Genomic DNA, 18,352 nt, shown 5'->3' on the forward strand with positions numbered 1-18,352 from the left:
CGTTTTCGGCACCGTATAAGACGCTGTTTTTATTGTATTTTTAAGCCTTCATTTTGCGGCCGATTTTCGGTTTGCGCAGACATTCCCTTTCGTTGGCATGACTTAAGAATATTTTAGGGTTTTCTTTTTGGTCTGTGGACCGAACCTGCGCTGCTAAACTCCAGAGAACCAGCTGCGCGACGCAGAAAGTCGGGGCTGAATCAGGCATAGGTGCTGCGCGTGATGTTCGGATTGGTGTGGCCAAGGTATTCAGCGATTTCTTCAATCGGAACAAAAGCTTCGGCCATAAATCGACCCGCTGTGCCACGCAGGTCGTGAGGGGGGTGCAGTGATCAATTCCGGACCTGACGACAGCAGCATTGAATCCGGTCTTGATCGACCCAACCTGACGACCGCCCCATTCGATCACGAAATCAGACAAGGCACCTTCGCGAGCGAAGGTGAGCGCTACATTCAGCGTGTCATTTATTGGGATGGTCGCGCGACCTTTGCGCGGTCCGGTGTCATTTGCTGCCAGCCGAATGATGCGCCGATCTAGGTCGACGCGATTCCATGTCAGTTCCAGAAGCGCCCCGATGCGGCCGGCGGTGGTCAGCATCAGCAGCATGGCGAGGCGAATATGTGGGTCGATAGCAGCGGCTAGCAGACTCTCAGCCTCTGCGCGTGTCAGGTATCTATCGCGCGGCGGGGGCGTCTGGGGAAGTTCTATCGCGGGTGCTGCGCTGATCAGCTTGGTCCTGTGTGCCCATCTTAGGCATGTCCTTGGGCACCCTAGCTCGGTCCTGATCGTGGCATCCTTTCGGCCTGCCTCTCGCCGCTTGGCGATGAAGCTGCGACAGTCCGCAATCGTGATCTGATTTGGCGATAGATGCCGGAAGTCGGGCAGAACGTTTCGCCCGGTTTGAACCATCTTGGAAGCTTGGCGGCGTCCCCCGACCTCGATCTGGTAAGACTCCCAAATTTGACCGACCGTCATGCCGGTGGCGGGTGCGGTTATTCCAAGGATTAGGTCCCGCGCTTCGCGCTCGGCTTCCTTGGGCGTGTGTGCGTCAAGACGATAACGTCGACGTCTTCCGCCCGGTTCGTTCCATGTGACGACAAATCGCCCGTTGAGGCGTCCGATTCTGTATTCGCGCATTCTTATCCCTCAACAATCTCTGGGCGGATTCGGTACATTCGTCTGACGCGGAAAGCTGGGAGCATTCCGTCTCGGATCATGTTTCGAACTGTTTCGCCGCTACAGCCCCATCGTTCGGCCAGTCCGTCGGGCGTGAATGGTCTGGTGCCGATCATGCCGCATTACCCCTGCTGATGGCATATCTGCCCCATTGGTCGGCCCAAGCCTCGGCCATTCCAAGGAAAGTCTTGCTTCTGATTTTCCAGCGATCTGGGCCGGGTGGCGTGCGCCAGATCATTTCCCAGTGCTTGCGCTCTGGTGCGTCCTTTGCAGGCGGATCAAGGCGGTTGGTTGCAGTCAAGGCGGGAAGGTTGCGCAAGTACAGGCCAGTTGCTTTCAATGCCGGATCGCCAAACCACCATGGCTGAACGATCTGCGGCCGTGGCAGATCGGGCATGGCTTCCCGTGCGTGGATATTCATTTCGGGGTTCTCGACAGCGACGTGCGGGACCGGGGCGTTGTAGCAGGCTTGAAAGATCTCGACGCCCAGCTTGAACTCCTCGATCATGCTTGCGTGGCTGCGGCCCTTCGGCAGCTTTTGGGGGTGCGATTTACCCGGCCCATACAGCCATCGCTGTCCAGACCGGCACAGGCGGGTGCAGGGCGGATTTGACACGATCAACAGATCCCAGCCCCAATGCAGGACTTTGCGAGTATCGGCCTGAATATGCAGGTTCGTCTGTTTGTCGGCGGGCAACAGATCGCACTGCCACGCGCCGTGACCTCTGGCAGTAAAGGCGTCCAGCGGACGCAGGAAGTCGCGCAACCGTTAAGAATGCGTGGTGAACTTGTCATCAAGCCATCCCTAGCGCTTCTTTGTACATCTCCAGCACCGCCTCTTCCTCGGCAATGTCGTCAGGCTCTCGCTTGCGCAGGGCGATAAGCCGGCTGATGATTTTGGTGTCGTAGCCGCGGCCCTTGAACGCGCCCTATTTCCTGGTGAGCATGTTGGTGACGAGCACCGTGCTCTTTCTAGTGCAGCAAGCCCATTTTGCGCACGGACGCAGACGATCTGAGGATTGTCGCGGGGCCAGAACAACGGCAGCTTTGGGTTTATGATAACTACGCCGCTCGGTTGCAAAGGTGCGGGATGTCGGCCTTTAAATCCTGCGACTTCAGCAAGTCGGACACTGCGGCATGCAGAGGCTACGATCCCGACAGCGGAGGCTCAGCAAAGCGGCGCTGCTCGCGATGATGCTGCAGAGTACTCGACCGTCAGGGGGGGCGCAGGACGCGGGCTTCGCAAGCTCTGCCTTTTCACCTGATCAGCTGCGATTTCACGCCGCGCCTCCGCGTGCTGAAGCTGTCGGTCGCTGCGGTTGCATTACCCCCTCACAGCCGACGGTCAGAACTGCGGACAAAGCCAGCACTGAAATTCATCTCTATCTCAACGTGATTTTCGCGATGGCCGCCGCGCTTTCTTTGAGTGCGGACTGGCTTAGTGTCCAAGCGGCGGGCTCTATGCCAAATGTGCTCCTCAACCAGGCCAGGGTCAGCCGCCGCGTGGCTTCCAGCGCGTCGGGGTCTTCTGCTTCGGTTTCGCGCGCGTCCCACCCTGCGATACCGCCAAGGCCATGGCCGACGCCGTTGATCGTCAGCAGGGCATCGGCGCCGGGTGCATCATGAAAGGGGTCCGCATGCCATTCGGGGCCACGGGGCGTGAAATGCGGATCGTCGTCAGCACCGCAAACCACGAGAGTCGGGGTGCTGATACCGCTGAAGTCCACGTCGAAGAAGGGAAAGCGTTCGGCGTTTTCGGGGGTCAGGTCCGCGCCGCCACGGCCCGGAGCGGCCAGCAGGATACCGGCCCGGATGCGCGGGTCGGAAAAGTCCTCGCCCTGCAGGTGTGCTCCGAGCAGCAGGGCGCAGGTGAAACCGCCGAAGGAATGCCCGGCCACGGTAATCCGGTCATGGTCCAGCCGCCCGGCCACGGCGGGTGCCTGCCGCTCGACCTCGGCCAGCTGGTCGAGGATGGCGCGCATTTCCGCCACCCTCTCGCGCCAGAAGAACGGCCCATTGGGCAGTTCGGGGTCCAGCCCGCCGACCCGGGAGCTGGCCTGGGTCGGCTGGACAACTGCGATGCCCCGTTCGGCCCAGAACTGGGCAAGGGGGGCGTAGCCGTCCTTGGAGGGGAGGTAGTTCGAGGGACCGAAGCCATGTGACAGGATCACGATGGGCAGGTCACCCCCGGCTGCCGGGGCGGTCAGGCGCAGCTCAAGTGGTTGGCGACCCGGCATGGGCAGCCGGATCGGCGTATAGGCGACGGTGATCTGTGGCTCTGGTGTCGGCAGGGCGCGGGAGAGGGTGATCAGTCTGTTCATGGGGGTGTTTCCGTTGGAAAGGGATCGTCTCATTGTGAAGGTCAGGCCGTGGCAAAGCCTGCTTCGCGGAACCAGGTTTCGGCGTCGGCACCTGCGGGCAGCTTCATCGGCGCGGTCTCGTCCGTGACGGCGCGCCAGACGACCTGCGCGACATCGCTCGCCTGGGTCTTCTCTGTCGCGGACATATGGCTCTGGAAATAGGCCTGCACGAAGGCCCCATAAGCCTCGGGCACATCCATGCCCATCCGCGCCACGGCATTGCGCCCAAAGGATGTCGATGGCGCGCTGCCGGGCAGGACCAGACGGGCGCGCACACCGAATTCCGCCGCCTCAAGCGCAAAGCTTTCGGTAAAGGCATTCAAGGCGGCTTTGCTCGCGCTATAGATCGACAGGGCGGGCAGAGGGCGCAGCGTCACGCTGGAACTGACGTTGACGATGACGCCGCTGCGCCGCGCGCGCATATCTGGCATCACGGCGCGGGCCATCGCCATGGCACCCAGCACGTTGGTCTCGAACAGCTCGCGGGCCCGCCCGATGTCCGCGCCTTCCAGCACGTTGAGCATGCCGACACCGGCGTTGTTCACCAGCGCGTCGATCTGCCCCGCCGCTGCAATCGCGGCAGCGATGCTTTCGGGGTCGGTCACGTCCAGCGGCAGCACCTGCAGGCGGTCGGACTGCGGCAGCCCTTCGGCAGAGGGATTGCGCATCGTAGCGATGACCTCCCAACCCTGATCGAGGAACTGCGCGGCGATGGCCTGGCCGAAACCGGAGGAACAACCGGTGATGAGAATACGAGGCATTTCAGATCTCCTTGTCTGTTGTGATAAGGAGATAGACGGTAGGCTCCGGTCATTCTATATTCAGAAATCCGCAATAATTCATCAAGCGTCCAAATCCATGCTCGACACCCCTGCAGATCCTCTTTCCAGCGTCGTGACCCTGCTCAAGCCTGCCGTCTCCATCTCAAAGATGGTCGAGGCGGGTGGCCAGTGGATGGTGGAGCGTCACGACATGGCCAGCCCGTTCTACTGCGCGATGGTCGAAGGGCAGTGCCGGCTGCACGTCACCGGGCGCGATCCGGTCACGCTGACGGCCGGGGATTTCGTGCTGATCCCCCACCTGCAGAGCTTTACCATGTCGAGCGAGGTGCCCTTGCCGCCGTATGTGCCGCGCTTGCCGCTTGAAACCGGTCCCGGGCGCTTCCAGCTTGGCCTGTCAGATGCCCCGGTCGATGTGCGCGCCCTCGTCGGGCATTGCCGCTTCGATACGCCGGCCAGTGACCTGCTCGTGTCGCTGCTGCCCGAGATGATCCATGTCTCGGGGCAAAGCCGCCTGACGGCCCTGGTGCCGGTGATCCATGAGGAAACCCGTGCCGACCGGCCGGGCCGTGGGATGATCCTAGAGCGGTTGCTGGAGGTCCTGCTGATCGAGGCCTTGCGCTCGGGGCCCGCAGCGACCCTGCCGCCAGGGCTGCTGCGTGGCCTGTCAGATCCGCAACTGGCCACTGCATTGCAACGTATCCACGCCGAGGCGGGCGGGGCCCTTTCCGTTTCAGAAATGGCGAAAGAGGCCGGCATGTCGCGCTCTGGCTTCTTTGAGCGGTTCCGCAGGCAGGTTGGCCGCGCGCCAATGGAATACGCGACCGATTGGCGCATGGCCGTCGCCAAGACCTTGCTACGGCAAGGTGGGCTGACCAATACCGAAATCGCCCTGAAGGTTGGTTACGGCTCCGCCAGCGCATTTGGACTGGCTTTTGTCCGGCACGAGGGCCAGTCGCCTGGGGCGTTTGCAAACAAGGGCGGAAGATAGGATTGGAAGCGGATGCCGAGAATAATGTGCGTCAACAATCCTTAGGCAATGTCAAATTTGGGCTCTGAGCGGCACGTCGCTGCGAGCAGCACCGATGTCCACGAGGTCCGCTCGCGTCGGGCCTGTGACGAGGTGCAGAGAGCCAATACATCTGCGATTTATGCGAAACCTCTGGAGACGCGGAGAGCACTCTGTTTGACCCAGACGAGGCATCTGTGCAAAACACACACCTTTCAGAATGCACCCGGTGCGCTGGCGCCGGGCCCAGCCCAAGGAAGGACCCATGGCATTCATTTTGCGTTGTAACCACGACTGCGATCTCACTCCATTGGCATCGATGCTGCCGGATGTGGAAATTCCGCTGCTCAATCCAAATGCGAAAGTTCCCTTCGATGAGGTGGAATGGCACCAAAAGTGGCTTGGAGAGCCTGAGGACGTCTCTTTTTACCTTCAAGATCCAGCGGGACGGGACGTCGGGTTCTTCGCCCTAAGGCAGGGTGTGGGGCCCGAGGTGCGGCACCTCACCTATGCCTATGTCACCGAAGAGGCGCGCGGCGGTGCTGCTGCGGAGATGACGGAGCACGTGGAGCAGGCGGCGCGGGCACTTGGCGCGCTGGCGGTGACCTTGAAGGTGGAAATCGATAATGCGCCAGCTTTCAATGCCTATCTCTCGGCCGGATACGAAGAGCTCTCCCGTCGAAAGGGCATGGCGACCATGCGGCTAGATCTCGAGGAACGCCTCGCAACATAAATTTGTCGGACTGCCCGGCCCACATCAAGCTGCCTGCGATCATTTGTTGCGACAGCGATGAATGTCGGCACTGGGCCGTTCGCTGCGGTCGACACGGAGCATGGGAAGCTGGCCTGGCGTTTCCTGCCTGAGAGCTCGCATGGCACAAGGTCGCTCCGGATCAGTCTTTTCGCGCTGCGCGAAAACGGTGTGATCCCCGGCATGGCTGCGAATCTTCTGGTGGCAAACCTGGTGATGGCCACATTGCTGGTGGGGCCGTTCTATCTCGGCTTTGCGCTTTGGCTGAGCCCCGTTTCCGTGGGCTTGATCATGTCGATCGGCACGTTCATCTCGATCTGCATCGATGTGCCCTCTGGCTATCTGGTTGATGCATGTGGAGCACCTAGAGGCCTTCTGCTCGGGCTTGTCGCATTGGCCGCTGGAGCATTTGCCTTGTCGGCCATGCCGATGATGTTAGGTGTCTGGGGGTACATCGCGGCCATCACAATCCTGACGCCGGGATACTAAATGTTTCACCCCCCCAATAGCACAATGGCCATGGCGAATGTGCCTGATGGCGAACGCGGAGCGGTGTCTGGCTTGCTTGCGTTATCACGCAATCCGGGGCTCGTCGGTGGGGCCTCGGCAATGGGGGCGGTTTTCTCTCTCGGCGTCGGAACCGGCACCATTGATACGGCTCCACCCAGTGCGATTGGCCAAGGTATGCAGCTGACATTCGCGATTGCAGGAGCTTCGATAGTCACCGCGGTATGGTTTACTCGTCTCTCGAAGGATGGTGTCAGCTTGTAGCCAACCCTCTTCAGCAAAGCTCCAGAGCCGCCATTCGCTCTGCTGTAAAATAGTGGAGTTTGGGCTCAAACCTGCCTTGCGGCAGCGCAGCACTAGGTCATCCGCATCAAACCGCCTCGGCGATCACCACAACAGGCCGCACCAGCCCTTCCACGCCATTCGCGCCAGGCGCAGCAAAATCGTCGTTGCCGGTGCGAGGCCCAGAGGCCGACTTTCCGGAAGCAGACGTTCGTCGAAGCGATGCGGCACTTTCGATTGATGCAGACTTTTAGACCGTCAGCGGCGCGCAGTTAGTGACCTTTGCAAAGTCCTGCACTTGGGACCTGGTCGAAGACGCGACCGGACCTGAGACGACAGTTGTGCACTACGTACCTCGTGCAGAACCGCGCTACGTGTCGGTCATGACGCGCGGTGAGTTACCATTCGCTGGGGCATCAACTTCAGCGAAGCAGCATGCGGCAGTCCAATCGGATCGCGAGGGTCTTGGCGTTTCAGTCGGGTGACTGGTATTCCGGACACGCTGATCTGAGCCACCCTTATTCGATTTGCTCTTCCAGCATCGAGACAATCTTACGACGTCTGAATAGACTACGGATCTGGTGAGTTATCACGCGCTTGGGAACGAAATAAGGTTTGCCGTCATTCCATTGTGCTTTGAACTGGCGCCGCGCAGCCACGAGATAGGTGGCATGTCCGTCGACAGCGGCGACCGTCAAGTCCATCTGCAGCACTCTATCAAAGATACCGTCGGAGCCAATGCGCACGTCTGCACGGCGTAGGAGGTCGGTAAAGGAGCCGATGTCGATGAACTCGCCGCTTTTGATGGGGCCTTGGTTCGTGCGGGCTAATGGGTCCTCGAATTCGCTAAAGGCGACCTCCTCGCGTTCGGTGACCTTAACGACGTAGGTCTTGTCTTGGGTGACAACTCTCGCCATGACTTCCATCAAATAGATCGGTTCCGCCCCCATATTGGTGACGAAGCAATGGGCGTTCTCGTCATTGGCGATGGAGCGATTGATCAAGATTACCGTCTGCCGTTGGCGGCGAAAACTCAGCCAGAGAATATGGAGGTAAGCGAGCCAGACAACCGCCGTAAACAGGCTGATAGCTAATTGTAATGTGCCTGAATTTTCTGCGATCCAGTCAAGCATGCTGCCAAATCCTTTCTCAAGCTAACGCGTTCTTTAGCCCAACGTGCGGAGGGCGCAGTTCGTTGCAAGCGGGGAAGCGCGGAAAGGCCTCTTAGGAATTGGGCCGAGCACAGGAAGCCAGCACGCTGTCCTCTGAGGTTATTTCATGTCCAGCCCATACCTTCCAAAGCGAACGCATAAGCAGGAGCATTGGGCGAGTCGCGGCGGTGACGTATGGGACATAAATTGGGGCAGTGAGCCATCGTTCGCTAAGGCGGACACCAAGGTCGGCAGTGCGCAGAAAGCCAACAGTGCAAAGTTGCGGTCGCAGCGCCTGCCGGAGCGACATGACCGGCCCTAACCGGACGTTCGGCGCTTCAAAAAGGCGACCTCAAAACAGCGATTCATGCTGGGTTTAGCGGACCACAAAATCTGATATGCTACCTCTACTTGTGATGTAGATCACAGGACTTTAGGAATGGAAACAGTCGAACAATTGCCATGAGAGGCGAACGATGAAAGGCAGCGATCGAAATGCTGCCTTGTGGCGATAAACCCATGTCTCTACATCCCCAGGCTAAAAGTCAGGCTTGGCATATCTTGAGCATTAGATCAGCACTTGCGATGCTGCGGGCGGGCCCTTTGAGCTACTTGAGAAACCAAAAGTAATGGCTAAGATTCCCACCTCCCGCGTCGACAAGCTCCTGTCCTCCATGGGCTATGGTTCGCGCACCGAAATGGCGCGAATGGCCAAGGCTGGCGGTATCACTCTGGACGCTGCCGAGCTTCTTGACGTCACCAAACGCATCCCTGTCACTCCAGATTTGCCGACCCGCATGGAGATCGACGGCGAGGCGCTCGATCCCGTCGCGGGCATGGTCATTCTTTTGAACAAGCCTTTGGGCATGACCTGTTCGCACAAGGAAGACGGTGCTCTCGTCTACGACATCCTGCCCAAGCGCTGGAAACGGCGTGATCCGGCGATCTCGACCATCGGCCGGTTGGACAAGCAGACGTCCGGTCTTCTGTTGCTGACCGATGATGGCGGCCTGCTTCACCGTGTCATCAGCCCCAAGCGCCACGTCAAAAAAACCTACCGCGCCACGCTGGCCCGCCCGCTCGATGGCACCGAAGGCGAGCTGTTTGCCTCGGGCCAATTGATGCTGGACGGCGAGGACAAGCCGCTGGCTCCTGCCGAGCTGGACGTGGTCTCGGAAACCGAAGCCCTCCTTAGTGTTACCGAGGGCCGATACCACCAGGTGCGCCGCATGTTTGCTGCCACAGGCAACCACGTCGAAAAACTGCACCGCGAACGTCTGGGCGGTCTGTCACTGCCTGAGGGCATGGCTCCCGGTCAGTGGAAGCTGCTGAGTGCAGAAGAGATCGCCTTGATCTTTCAGTAAGCCGAAGGTGGGGTGATCTGAACGTGTGTGGTTAAAGGACATCCATCTCTGTGGGGGTCATGCCCATAGTTTTTCTGTGGTTTGAAAAACATAACATAATTAGGCGTTTGCACACAGTTTCCGTCCTTGCGCCAACTGTTGCCAGAGCCGAGTGTCGGTCGGCTGAATGTCCGCTTCCACACAACGGGGAGTTTGAAGGGCCGCGCCTGCGGGGGGCAGCTCACCGCCCTTCATGCCCGACGCGCCGCTCTACGCTGCGCCGCGCGCTAAGGTCGCAAATGGGCTTGGAGCGGTCGAGCGTCATGCAGTGTCTGCCGTCGGCGATGCACAGCGAGCAGACATGTCTCCCGGCGCATCTGCTCCCGCATCGCCAGACGCTTCGGGTCTAAACCAGACGAACGTTTGCATTTCGTGAGCTGTCATGCAGCTGCGCCGAACCGGCCATGCGCGGGTTGTGTGAAGTCAGCGCCCCTGGGTGCCAGGCCTTCCAGCCGACCCAGTTCGGCTATCCGAATCTGGTTCAGGCTGGCGCGACTGGCGATCGCCCGCCGGCTCCTGCGTTCAGCCGATGTCCTCCATTGGAACAAGGGCGCCGCGGCGGGTCACCACCTTGCCGGCCACGGCATGGCCGGCGGCGATGGCATGGGGCAGCGGGCTTCCGGTTGCCAGAGCGGCGAGGCAAGCGCCATTGAAGCTGTCCCCGGCACCGGTCGTGTCGACAGGCGTCACGCGGCCAAGGTCCCCAAATTCGTGCGTCTGTCGGTCATGCAGGGCAAGGATCTCGCCGCCGCCGTTCTTGACGATGACCGTATCCGCTCCGAGGGCGGCGTATCGCGTCAGCGTTGCGCCGGGTGTCGCATCCCCAAAGCAGGCATGCTCGTCATCGAAGCTTGGCAGAATGACCGTGGCGGCACGGGCGGCTTGCGTGAGCACCTCTGCTGCCGTGTCGAGGTCTTCCCACAGGGCCGGGCGGATGTTCGGATCGAGTGAGACGGTGACTCCTTCGGCCCGCCGCCGCGCCATGACCTGGATCAGCCGCTGCCGTCCTTCAGGCGGCAGGATCGCAAGCGTTATGCCCGAGACGTGGATCACCTGCGCATCAAGAGTCATGGTCTCGAGCTGTTGCAGATCATCGGCCAGGGTCCGGGCGGCCGACGCACTGCGCCAGTAGGCGAAGCTGCGCTCGCCCTTGTCCAGCGATATGGCATAAAGGCCCACGGAGCGGGTTGGGTGGATCTGGATACGGTCCGTCTCGATCCCGTTCGCTTGCAGAAAGTCAGGGATGCGCGCGGAAAAGGGATCGCGCCCGATACAGGTGCCATAGGCCACCTGCCAGCTGCCGGGCAAGCAGGCGCGCGCGTACCACGCGGTGTTCAGCGTGTCGCCCGCGATGCCCATCCGCCAGAGGTCATCCCCCGCGCCGGACAGCTCCAGCATGCATTCACCAATGGACAGGAACCGGCTCATGTTGCCTCTCTGGCGATGACGTCGATCATGGGCTCGAACAACATTTCGGCTAGGATGCCTTCAACCGTGGTCCAGAACGCCATGTCGGCAGACAGGGCCGCCGGGATGAAGGACGCCGCACGCAGGGCCGTGACGATCGCGTCCGCCTCCTTGCCCTCGGCCATGGTGCGCAGTTCCTTGGCGCGCGGATCGCGCAGCTCGTAGGGCGTGCAGTCATGCGTCGCCATCGAGATATGCCGTGCCCATGCCGCAGTGGCGAAGGCAAAGGGGCGGATATCCACGCCGCGGGTCCGGGCGTCTTCGACCGCGGCAAAGATGCGTTGCGGCATTTTCTCGGACCCATCCATCGCGATCTGGAAGGTCTCATGCGCGATGCCTGGGTTCTCGAACCGCGCGGCGAGCGCTGCCGCATAAGCAGCAAGATCAATGCCCGGAATTGCTGGCAGGGTCGCGGCGGCGGCGGCCAAATGTCGGTGCACCAATGCGGCCAGAGGCGCATGGGCCATCACGTCACGCACGAGCGGCAACCCGGCATGAAAGCCTGCATAGGCCAGCATGGAGTGCGCGCCGTTCAGCATCCGCAGCTTCATCGCCTCGAAGGCCGGGACATCCTTCGTGAAGATCACGCCAGCGGCTTCCCATGCGGGACGCCCGAGCGGAAAATTGTCCTCGACGACCCATTGCACGAAGCGCTCGGTCTCGACTGCGGCATGGTCCTCGGTGCCGGTCAGGGCCTGTGCCTCGGCAAGGGTGGCGTCCGTCGCGGCGGGCGTGATGCGGTCCACCATGGTCGAGGGGAAGGCCACAGTCGCGGCGATCCAGTCCGCCAGCGCCGGGTCGACCTTGCGGGCAAAGTCCACCACTGCACCGCGCAACAGGGTGCCGTTTTCCGGCAGGTTGTCACAACACAGCACGGTGAACGGCGCGAGGCCGGCCGCATGACGGCGGCGCAGCGCTTCGGTCAGCAGGCCCAGCACGCCTTGGGGCGCCTGCGGGTTTGCCAGATCAGCCGCCACGGCGGGGTGCTTTGGATCGCAGCCGAGGGTGGCGCGGTTCAGGCCGTAGGCCTTTTCCGTGACTGTCAGCGAAACGATCTTCGTGCCCTCGGCGGCCATGGCGTGCAGGGTGGGCTCGGGATCTCCGGCAGAGCAGATCGCATCGGCGATAGACCCGATCACGCGGGCGCTAGAGCCTTCGGCCCCTTTTTCGATCAGGGTGAACAGGCCGTTTTGCGGGGCCAGTTCTTGCGAGGCCTTGGGCGAGCGGAGCGATACCCCGAGGATGCGCCAGTCACCGCCCCCGGCGGTCAGCGCGAGATCGGTGAGCGCCGCCTGGTGCGCCTTGTGAAAGGCGCCGAGGCCGAGGTGAACAATCCCCACGCCATGACCCGCAGGGTCATAGCCGGGGTGCAGGGCGTCGGGCACCTGCGCAATCGAGGTCAGTCGCATTTCAGGCGCCTGCGATCAGCGGGTGCTGAAACGCACGGTAAAGCCCGCGCAGCTCCGCCAGCCCTTTCAGGCGCCCAATGGCCGGATAGCCCGGCTGGGCCTCGCGGCCGATGTCATCAAGGATGTCCTGACCGTGGTCCGGGCGAAAGGGAATCGACCAGTCCGCACGCCCCTCGGTCTTGCGGCGGGCTTCCTCGGCAACAACAGCCGCCACCATGGCCACCATGTCGGTGTGGCCAGAGAGGTGCTCGTCCTCGTAGAGCGAATTCATGACCTCGGTGCCCTCGATGCTGACATTGCGCAGGTGCAGGAAATGCACGCGATCTGCCAGCGCCTTGAAGATCTCGACCGGGTTGTTGTCGGGCCGCGCCCCAAGGCTACCAGTGCACAGCGTCACGCCGTTTGATGGCAGGTCCACGGCATCAAGGATTTTCCGGTAATGCGCTTCGGTCGACATGATCCGCGGCAGGCCCAGCAGCGGGAAGGGCGGATCGTCAGGGTGGCAGCAAAGGCGCATCCCCAGATCCTCGGCCATGGGTGCGACTTCGGACAGGAAGTCGATCATGTTCGATTGCAGCTGCGCCTCCGAGATCTTGTCGTACTCGGCCAGATGCGCCTTGACGTCGTCCAGCGTGAATTTCTCGGCAGCGCCCGGAAGGCCGAAGACCACGTTGCCCGCCAACTGTTCCTTGCGCGCGTCGTCCATCCGGGCGAACCGCTCTGCCGCCTCGGCCACCACCGCATCGGGAAAGCCGTTGGCAGCATCGGGGCGTTCTAGGATGTGGATATCGAAGGCCGCAAAGTCGATCAGGTCGAAGCGCATGCAACGTGCACCGCTGGGCCGTTCCCAGGCCAGATCGGTGCGCGTCCAGTCCAGCACGGGCATGAAGTTGTAGCAGATTACGTCGATCCCGGCATCCGACAGATGCTGCATCGAAGTCTTCCAGTTGGCGATGTGGTTTTTCCAATCACCCTTCTGCTTCTTGATGTCCTCGGACACCGGCAGCGATTCCACGACGTCCCAGGTCAGGGAGGACGGGCGGCCATCCCGCCGGGTGGCGATCAGGTTCTGGCGCGCCGCAATCTCCTCGGGGGTCCAGACGGATCCGGTGGGGACGTGATGGAGCGCCGAAACCACGCCTTCAACGCCTGCCTGCATCATGTCGTCAATGCTCACGCGGTCCTGTGGACCAAACCAGCGCCAAGTCTGTCGCATGGTATTTCCTCCCCTTGAGACTTCGGTCGGGCCACGCCGCAATAAAGCGAGCGCGGCGGACATTACGGCTGTGATCGATAGCATCCAATTGGTATGTTGACTAGTATGGAAGTATGCAGTTATGCATTTCCTCGGTAGGAGACAGAGATGAGCATCGAGCTTCTGAATAGTGCGCAGATCGACTCAACGGCCCCCGTGGGGCCGCAGTTGACCCGCATTCTGCGGCTCTGCATCGTGCGCAATCAGCTTGAACCCGGCATGCGCCTGTCTGAATCCGAGATTGGGGCAACGTTCGGCCTGTCCCGCCAGCCGGTCCGCGAGGCGTTTATCAAGTTGGCTGAAGAAGGCCTGCTGGAGATTCGCCCACAACGGGGCACCTATGTGCGCAAGATCTCTCAGGAAGCCGTCATGGATGCCCGCTTCGTTCGGGAGGCCGTTGAAGCCGATATCGTCAAGGCCTGTGCCGATTGCGCCCCCGCAGGTCTGGTGCAGGAGCTGCGTGACCAGATCGCGGTGCAGAAGCGATTGGCGGATGACCGCCCTTCGGCCTTCGTGCCGCTGGATGACGAATTCCACCGCACGCTTGCCGAGGCCGCCGGGCATCCCAATGCCTGGACGGTGATCGACGGGTTGAAATCCCAGATGGACCGCGTCCGCCAGATGACGTCGACCAAATTCGCGCTGGCGCACCTGATTGAACAACACTCCGCCGTCGTTGACGCCATCGAAGCCGGTGACAGCGACAAAGCGCAGAAAGCAATGCGTGGCCACCTGCAGATGATCCTGCAGGACCTGCCCGCAATCCGCGAAGCCTACCCCGATTACTTCGACGCCCCACAGGGCTGATCGGGACCACCAAGACGATTAACGGGAGGAAACCATGTTCGTCACCAAAACCCTGAAAGCCCTCATGCTCGGCGGTATCGCAGCTGCAGCTCTTTCCAGCGCAGCCTTTGCCCAAGACATGACGCTGAAGCTTGGCCACCCGGCCAACGAAGATAATATCTGGAACAAGGCGTCCGAGAAATTCGCCGAAGAGGTCGAGGCCCTTACGGAAGGCCGGATCGCGGTCGAGGTCTTCCCGAACGAGACGCTCGGCAAGGAAATGGACGTTATCAACGGCATGCAGCTTGGCACCGCCGACATGACGATCACCGGTGAATCCCTGCAGAACTGGGCGCCGATGGCAGCCCTGCTGGCGATCCCTTACGGCTATACCTCGCTTGAGGACATGGACGCGGTGGCCGGTGGCGAACTGGGTGACCAGATCGAACAGCAGATCATCGAAAAGGTCGGCATCCGCCCGATCGCCTATTTTGCCCGCGGCCCGCGCAACCTGACCTCGAACCGCCCGATCAAGTCGGTTGAGGATCTCAAGGGGCTCAAGATGCGCGTCCCGAACGTGCCTCTGTTCCTGAACGTGTGGCAGGCCCTTGGCGCGAGCCCGACGCCGATGGCCTTTTCCGAGGTTTTCACCTCGCTGCAGAACGGCACCATCGATGCACAGGAAAACCCGCTGGCTCTCATCAAGTCCGCGAATTTCAACGAAGTGCAGGACTATGTGAACCAGACCCAGCACGTGCGGTCGTGGATCTACCTGACGATCTCGGAAATGGCCTGGGGCCAGATGTCCGAAGAAGATCAACAGGCCGTGATGGAAGCCGCTTCGCGCACCCAGAAATGGGAACGTGAGCAGTTCCTGGTGGAAGAAGCGCAGTTGCAGACCCAGCTCGAAGAGCTTGGCATGCAGTTCGTCGAGGTCGACAACGCTGCCTTCGCCGCCGCCGCGAAGGAGGCTGTGCTGAGTTCCGTCGCCGAGGAAATCCGCCCGCAGGTCGAGCAGCTCTTCGCTGACTGATTGCCTAAAGCGGACCAGCCTTTCCCCATTGGCGGCCGCTCCACGGGGCCGGAGGGTTCACAGCGAACCCTCCGGCCTCTTCCTGAAACATGAACGGGGTTTCCCATGCAGCGCATCATCTGGTCTTTGACCGGCCTCGCCCGCATCGCCACGGGGATCAGCTTTGGCGTCATCATCATCGCCGTGCTCTTGCAGCTTGCAGGGCGGTCCGACTTTATCACTTCGGTCGTCTGGACCGAAGAACTGACGCGTTTCGCGCTGCTGTACCTGGCCGCCTTTGGTATTGGGCTGAGCTATCGATCCGGCAACCTCGTGAACGTCGACATCGTGTCCGAGCTGCTGCCTGGTCGGCTGCCTTGGATTCTTCGGCTTGTCTGCGCGGTGATCACCTGTGGCTTCGGGCTGGTGCTGATCAAGGCGACCTGGTTTTACGTTTCCATCGGCGCACGGCAGACGGCACCGTCCCTGGGCGTGCGGATGGACTGGATACATGCCTCCGTGCTGGTGGCTCTGATTTCACTCAGCCTGTTTTCCGCCCTGCGCGTGATCGGCATGTTGACCGGAACCACGGACGGCAGGCCCGAACGCCTGCAAGAGGACCAATAATATGGAACTGACGATCCTTCTGGGCTGCTTCCTTGGCGGGCTGGTCATAGGTCTGCCCGTGGCGGTGACGCTGGGCGTGTCCTCCATGGCGTACCTGCTCTATGAGGGCATGCCGCTCGTGGTGATCCCGCAAAAGATGTACGCGGGGATGGACAGCTTCGTGCTGCTCTGCATCCCGGGCTTCATCCTCGCCGGAAACCTGATGAACGCTGGCGGTATCACATCGCGCATCGTGCGACTGGCACAGGCCATGGTTGGCTGGATGCGTGGCGGGCTGGGCCTGACCAACGTGGCCGCCTCGATGCTGTTCGGCGGCATCTCCGGCACCGCAGCCGCCGACGCGGCCTCTATCGGTGGCATGATGATCCCCGGCATGAAGAAGGCCGGATATCCAGCGGATTTCTCTGCTGCGATCACCGCCGCTTCGTCCACGGTCGGCCCGATCATCCCGCCCTCGGTCCCGATGATCATCGTCGGCACCCTGTCGGGCATCTCGGTCGGCAAGATGTTCATCGCGGGGGCCTTGCCAGGCATCATGATGGGCGTTGCCATGATGATCACCGCCTGGATCATTGCCCGCAAGAAGAACTTCCCCAAGCAGGAATGGCAGGGCTTCGGTGAACTGGGCAGCGCGTTCCTCGGCGCATTCTGGGCCGTTGCCATGACCGCCTTCATCGTGGGCGGCCTGCTGATTGGCTTTGCCACGCCGACCGAGACGGCAATCGTTGCCTCCGTCTACGCCTTCGTCGTCGGCGCCTTCGTCTACAAGGGGCTGAAGGTTCGGGATGTCCCGCGCATCGTCATCGACAGCGCGATCTCTGCCGCGGCGATCCTCGCCCTTGTCGGGTTGGCGAATGTCTTTGGCTGGATCCTCGTGTCCGAGCGCATTCCACAGACCATCGCCAGTGGCGTGCTGTCGATCACCGACAACAAGTTCCTCGTGATCCTTCTGATCAACCTCGTGCTGCTGTTCGTCGGCATGTTCATGGAGACCATCGCCGCGCTGATCATCCTCTTCGCGCCGCTGCTTGCGCTTGCGGTCGGCGTGGGCGTCGATCCAGTGCACTTTGCCGTCTTTGCAGTGCTGAACCTGATGATCGGTCTGACCACGCCGCCCGTTGGTGTCTGCCTGTTCATCTGCGCCGACATCGGTCGCGTGTCCCTGTGGCAGGTGACCAAGGCCATCGCCCCGTTCATCCTGACCAACCTCATCGTGCTGATGCTGGTGTCCTACGTTCCATTCTTCAGCACCTGGCTGCCCTCGCTGCTCAACTGACAGGAGCCTCCATGTCCATTCGTATCGCCCGCCTGCATGGCCAACGCGACCTGCGCGTCGAAACCCTGCCTGATCCCGAACCGGCCCCCGGCGAAGTCGTCGTGGCCATTGGCGCGGGGGGGATTTGCGGCTCGGATATCCACTACTACACCCACGGCGGCATCGGAGAGATGATCCGCGTTCAGGAGCCGATCATCATCGGCCACGAGGCGGCCGGCACGATCACCGCCTTGGGCGAAGGCGTCGAGGGGCTGTCCGTCGGCCAGCGCGTGGCGTTGAACCCGTCGCACCCCTGCGGCAGATGTTCCTTCTGCGAAAAAGGCGCGCATCAGCACTGCCTGAACATGCGGTTCAAGGGGTCAGCCATGTTCATGCCGCACGAACAGGGCTTCTTCCGGGATCGCATCGCCATCGGGGCCGCGCAATGCTACCCCATCGCCGAGGGCGTCCCCATGGCCGAGGCCGCACTGTCCGAACCGCTTGCCGTCTGCCGCCGGGCAATCACCCGCGCGCTGGAGGTTGCGGGCACGCTTGAGGGCAAGCGCGTTCTGGTCACCGGGGCAGGCCCCATCGGCGCGCTCTGCGTCGCGCTGGCCAAGCACTTCGGCGCCTCGGAAATCGTCGTAACCGACCTTCAGGATGCGACGCTGGCCGTGGCGAAGGACGTCGGTGCCACCCGTACGGTCAACGTGGCAACCCATGGCGCCGACCTGACGGAATACGAGGCCGAGAAGGGGTATTTCGACATCGCGTTTGAATGTTCGGCCGCGCAGCCCGCGCTGCGTTCGGCCATCCTTTGCACCCGGCCGATGGGCACCATCGTTCAGGTCGGCGTGATGGGCGATACGCCTGTCCCCTTCAATCTGCTGGTCTCGAAGGAGATCAACCTGATCGGCACGCATCGCTTCGACAAGGAGTTCGGCCAGGCGGTCGAGCTGATCAACACGCAGGCAATGGTTCTCGCACCCATCGTCACCCACAGCCTGCCGATTGCTGATGCCGTGATCGCGATGGAACTCGCCACCGACCGCGGCAAGGCCGTGAAGGTGCAGATCACCTTTGACTGACATCCTGCGGGCCGGTTGCACGAAACGTGGACCG

Annotated in this window: 18 protein-coding genes and 1 pseudogene; 9 read left to right on the forward strand and 10 right to left on the reverse strand. The window is 61.6% G+C overall.

From position 1 onward, the window contains the following. Positions 1-40 precede the first annotated feature (40 nt). From F3W81_RS21250 to F3W81_RS16895, 6 genes and pseudogenes are all read right to left on the reverse strand, one after another. Entirely contained in the window at positions 41-1,138 is a 1,098-nt protein-coding gene (locus F3W81_RS21250; RefSeq protein ID WP_456107208.1) for a tyrosine-type recombinase/integrase, read from the reverse strand. A gap of 2 nt (positions 1,139-1,140) precedes the next feature. Continuing rightward, positions 1,141-1,293 (reverse strand): excisionase family DNA-binding protein, encoded by a 153-nt coding sequence (locus F3W81_RS21180; RefSeq protein WP_193080432.1) that lies wholly within the window; start codon positions 1,291-1,293, stop codon positions 1,141-1,143. After that, positions 1,290-1,943 (reverse strand): hypothetical protein, encoded by a 654-nt coding sequence (locus F3W81_RS16880; protein ID WP_319022269.1) that lies wholly within the window; start codon positions 1,941-1,943, stop codon positions 1,290-1,292. Before F3W81_RS16880 ends, F3W81_RS21180 begins: the two co-directional genes overlap by 4 nt. A 28-nt stretch (positions 1,944-1,971) precedes the next feature. After that, positions 1,972-2,097, reverse strand: a pseudogene (locus F3W81_RS16885) (GapR family DNA-binding domain-containing protein); the annotation flags it as partial. A gap of 462 nt (positions 2,098-2,559) precedes the next feature. Next, the gene (locus F3W81_RS16890) at positions 2,560-3,498 is read right to left on the reverse strand and encodes an alpha/beta hydrolase family protein (protein ID WP_193080434.1); all 939 of its coding nucleotides are present in this window, start codon (positions 3,496-3,498) and stop codon (positions 2,560-2,562) included. Positions 3,499-3,539: 41 nt separating this feature from the next. Beyond that, on the reverse strand, positions 3,540-4,298 hold the full coding sequence (locus F3W81_RS16895; RefSeq protein WP_193080436.1) for an SDR family oxidoreductase: 759 nt from the start codon (positions 4,296-4,298) through the stop codon (positions 3,540-3,542). Positions 4,299-4,395: 97 nt separating this feature from the next. Between F3W81_RS16895 and F3W81_RS16900 the strand changes: the two genes are divergently transcribed. The 3 genes from F3W81_RS16900 to F3W81_RS16910 all read left to right on the forward strand — a co-directional run bounded on the left by F3W81_RS16900 (position 4,396) and on the right by F3W81_RS16910 (position 6,565). Next, a complete protein-coding gene (locus tag F3W81_RS16900; RefSeq protein WP_193080438.1) occupies positions 4,396-5,307 on the forward strand; it encodes an AraC family transcriptional regulator in 912 nt (303 codons plus the stop codon). Between the two features lie 283 nt (positions 5,308-5,590). After that, on the forward strand, positions 5,591-6,058 hold the full coding sequence (locus F3W81_RS16905) for a GNAT family N-acetyltransferase (protein ID WP_193080440.1): 468 nt from the start codon (positions 5,591-5,593) through the stop codon (positions 6,056-6,058). Positions 6,059-6,259: 201 nt separating this feature from the next. Then, entirely contained in the window at positions 6,260-6,565 is a 306-nt protein-coding gene (locus tag F3W81_RS16910; RefSeq protein ID WP_226941721.1) for a hypothetical protein, read from the forward strand. An 818-nt stretch (positions 6,566-7,383) separates the two neighbouring features. On the opposite strand, the gene F3W81_RS16915 is transcribed toward F3W81_RS16910, so the two are convergent. After that, positions 7,384-7,998, reverse strand: coding sequence for a hypothetical protein (locus tag F3W81_RS16915; protein ID WP_193080444.1), 615 nt, complete (start codon positions 7,996-7,998; stop codon positions 7,384-7,386). Positions 7,999-8,645: 647 nt separating this feature from the next. Between F3W81_RS16915 and F3W81_RS16920 the strand changes: the two genes are divergently transcribed. After that, entirely contained in the window at positions 8,646-9,380 is a 735-nt protein-coding gene (locus tag F3W81_RS16920) for a pseudouridine synthase (protein WP_193080446.1), read from the forward strand. Between the two features lie 561 nt (positions 9,381-9,941). On the opposite strand, the gene F3W81_RS16925 is transcribed toward F3W81_RS16920, so the two are convergent. The 3 genes from F3W81_RS16925 to uxuA are packed head-to-tail and all read right to left on the reverse strand — an operon-like array spanning position 9,942 to position 13,511. Further along, positions 9,942-10,847, reverse strand: a complete 906-nt coding sequence (locus F3W81_RS16925; protein WP_193080447.1) for a sugar kinase — start codon at positions 10,845-10,847, stop codon at positions 9,942-9,944. Further along, positions 10,844-12,295, reverse strand: coding sequence for a mannitol dehydrogenase family protein (locus tag F3W81_RS16930; RefSeq protein ID WP_193080449.1), 1,452 nt, complete (start codon positions 12,293-12,295; stop codon positions 10,844-10,846). The genes F3W81_RS16925 and F3W81_RS16930 overlap by 4 nt, the downstream gene beginning before the upstream one ends. A 1-nt stretch (position 12,296) precedes the next feature. Next, positions 12,297-13,511 carry a mannonate dehydratase gene (uxuA, locus tag F3W81_RS16935; protein ID WP_193080450.1) on the reverse strand — a complete coding sequence of 405 codons (1,215 nt, stop codon included), beginning with the start codon at positions 13,509-13,511 and terminating at the stop codon, positions 12,297-12,299. Positions 13,512-13,658: 147 nt separating this feature from the next. On the opposite strand from uxuA, the gene F3W81_RS16940 reads away from it, so the two are divergent. From F3W81_RS16940 to F3W81_RS16960, 5 genes are all read left to right on the forward strand, one after another. Then, positions 13,659-14,357 (forward strand): GntR family transcriptional regulator, encoded by a 699-nt coding sequence (locus tag F3W81_RS16940; RefSeq protein ID WP_193080452.1) that lies wholly within the window; start codon positions 13,659-13,661, stop codon positions 14,355-14,357. A 34-nt stretch (positions 14,358-14,391) separates the two neighbouring features. Next, positions 14,392-15,369: a TRAP transporter substrate-binding protein gene (locus F3W81_RS16945; protein WP_193080454.1), complete on the forward strand. Its 978-nt coding sequence runs from the start codon at positions 14,392-14,394 to the stop codon at positions 15,367-15,369. Between the two features lie 105 nt (positions 15,370-15,474). Beyond that, complete coding sequence (locus tag F3W81_RS16950; RefSeq protein WP_193080455.1) at positions 15,475-15,975, forward strand: TRAP transporter small permease; 501 nt, start codon at positions 15,475-15,477, stop codon at positions 15,973-15,975. 1 nt (position 15,976) lies between these two features. Beyond that, entirely contained in the window at positions 15,977-17,251 is a 1,275-nt protein-coding gene (locus tag F3W81_RS16955; protein ID WP_193080457.1) for a TRAP transporter large permease, read from the forward strand. Positions 17,252-17,262: 11 nt separating this feature from the next. Continuing rightward, positions 17,263-18,318, forward strand: a complete 1,056-nt coding sequence (locus F3W81_RS16960; protein WP_193080459.1) for an L-idonate 5-dehydrogenase — start codon at positions 17,263-17,265, stop codon at positions 18,316-18,318. The last annotated feature ends 34 nt before the right edge of the window (positions 18,319-18,352 follow it).

The organism is Pseudooceanicola spongiae (genome assembly GCF_014899185.1).
Taxonomy (GTDB): domain Bacteria; phylum Pseudomonadota; class Alphaproteobacteria; order Rhodobacterales; family Rhodobacteraceae; genus Pseudooceanicola; species Pseudooceanicola spongiae.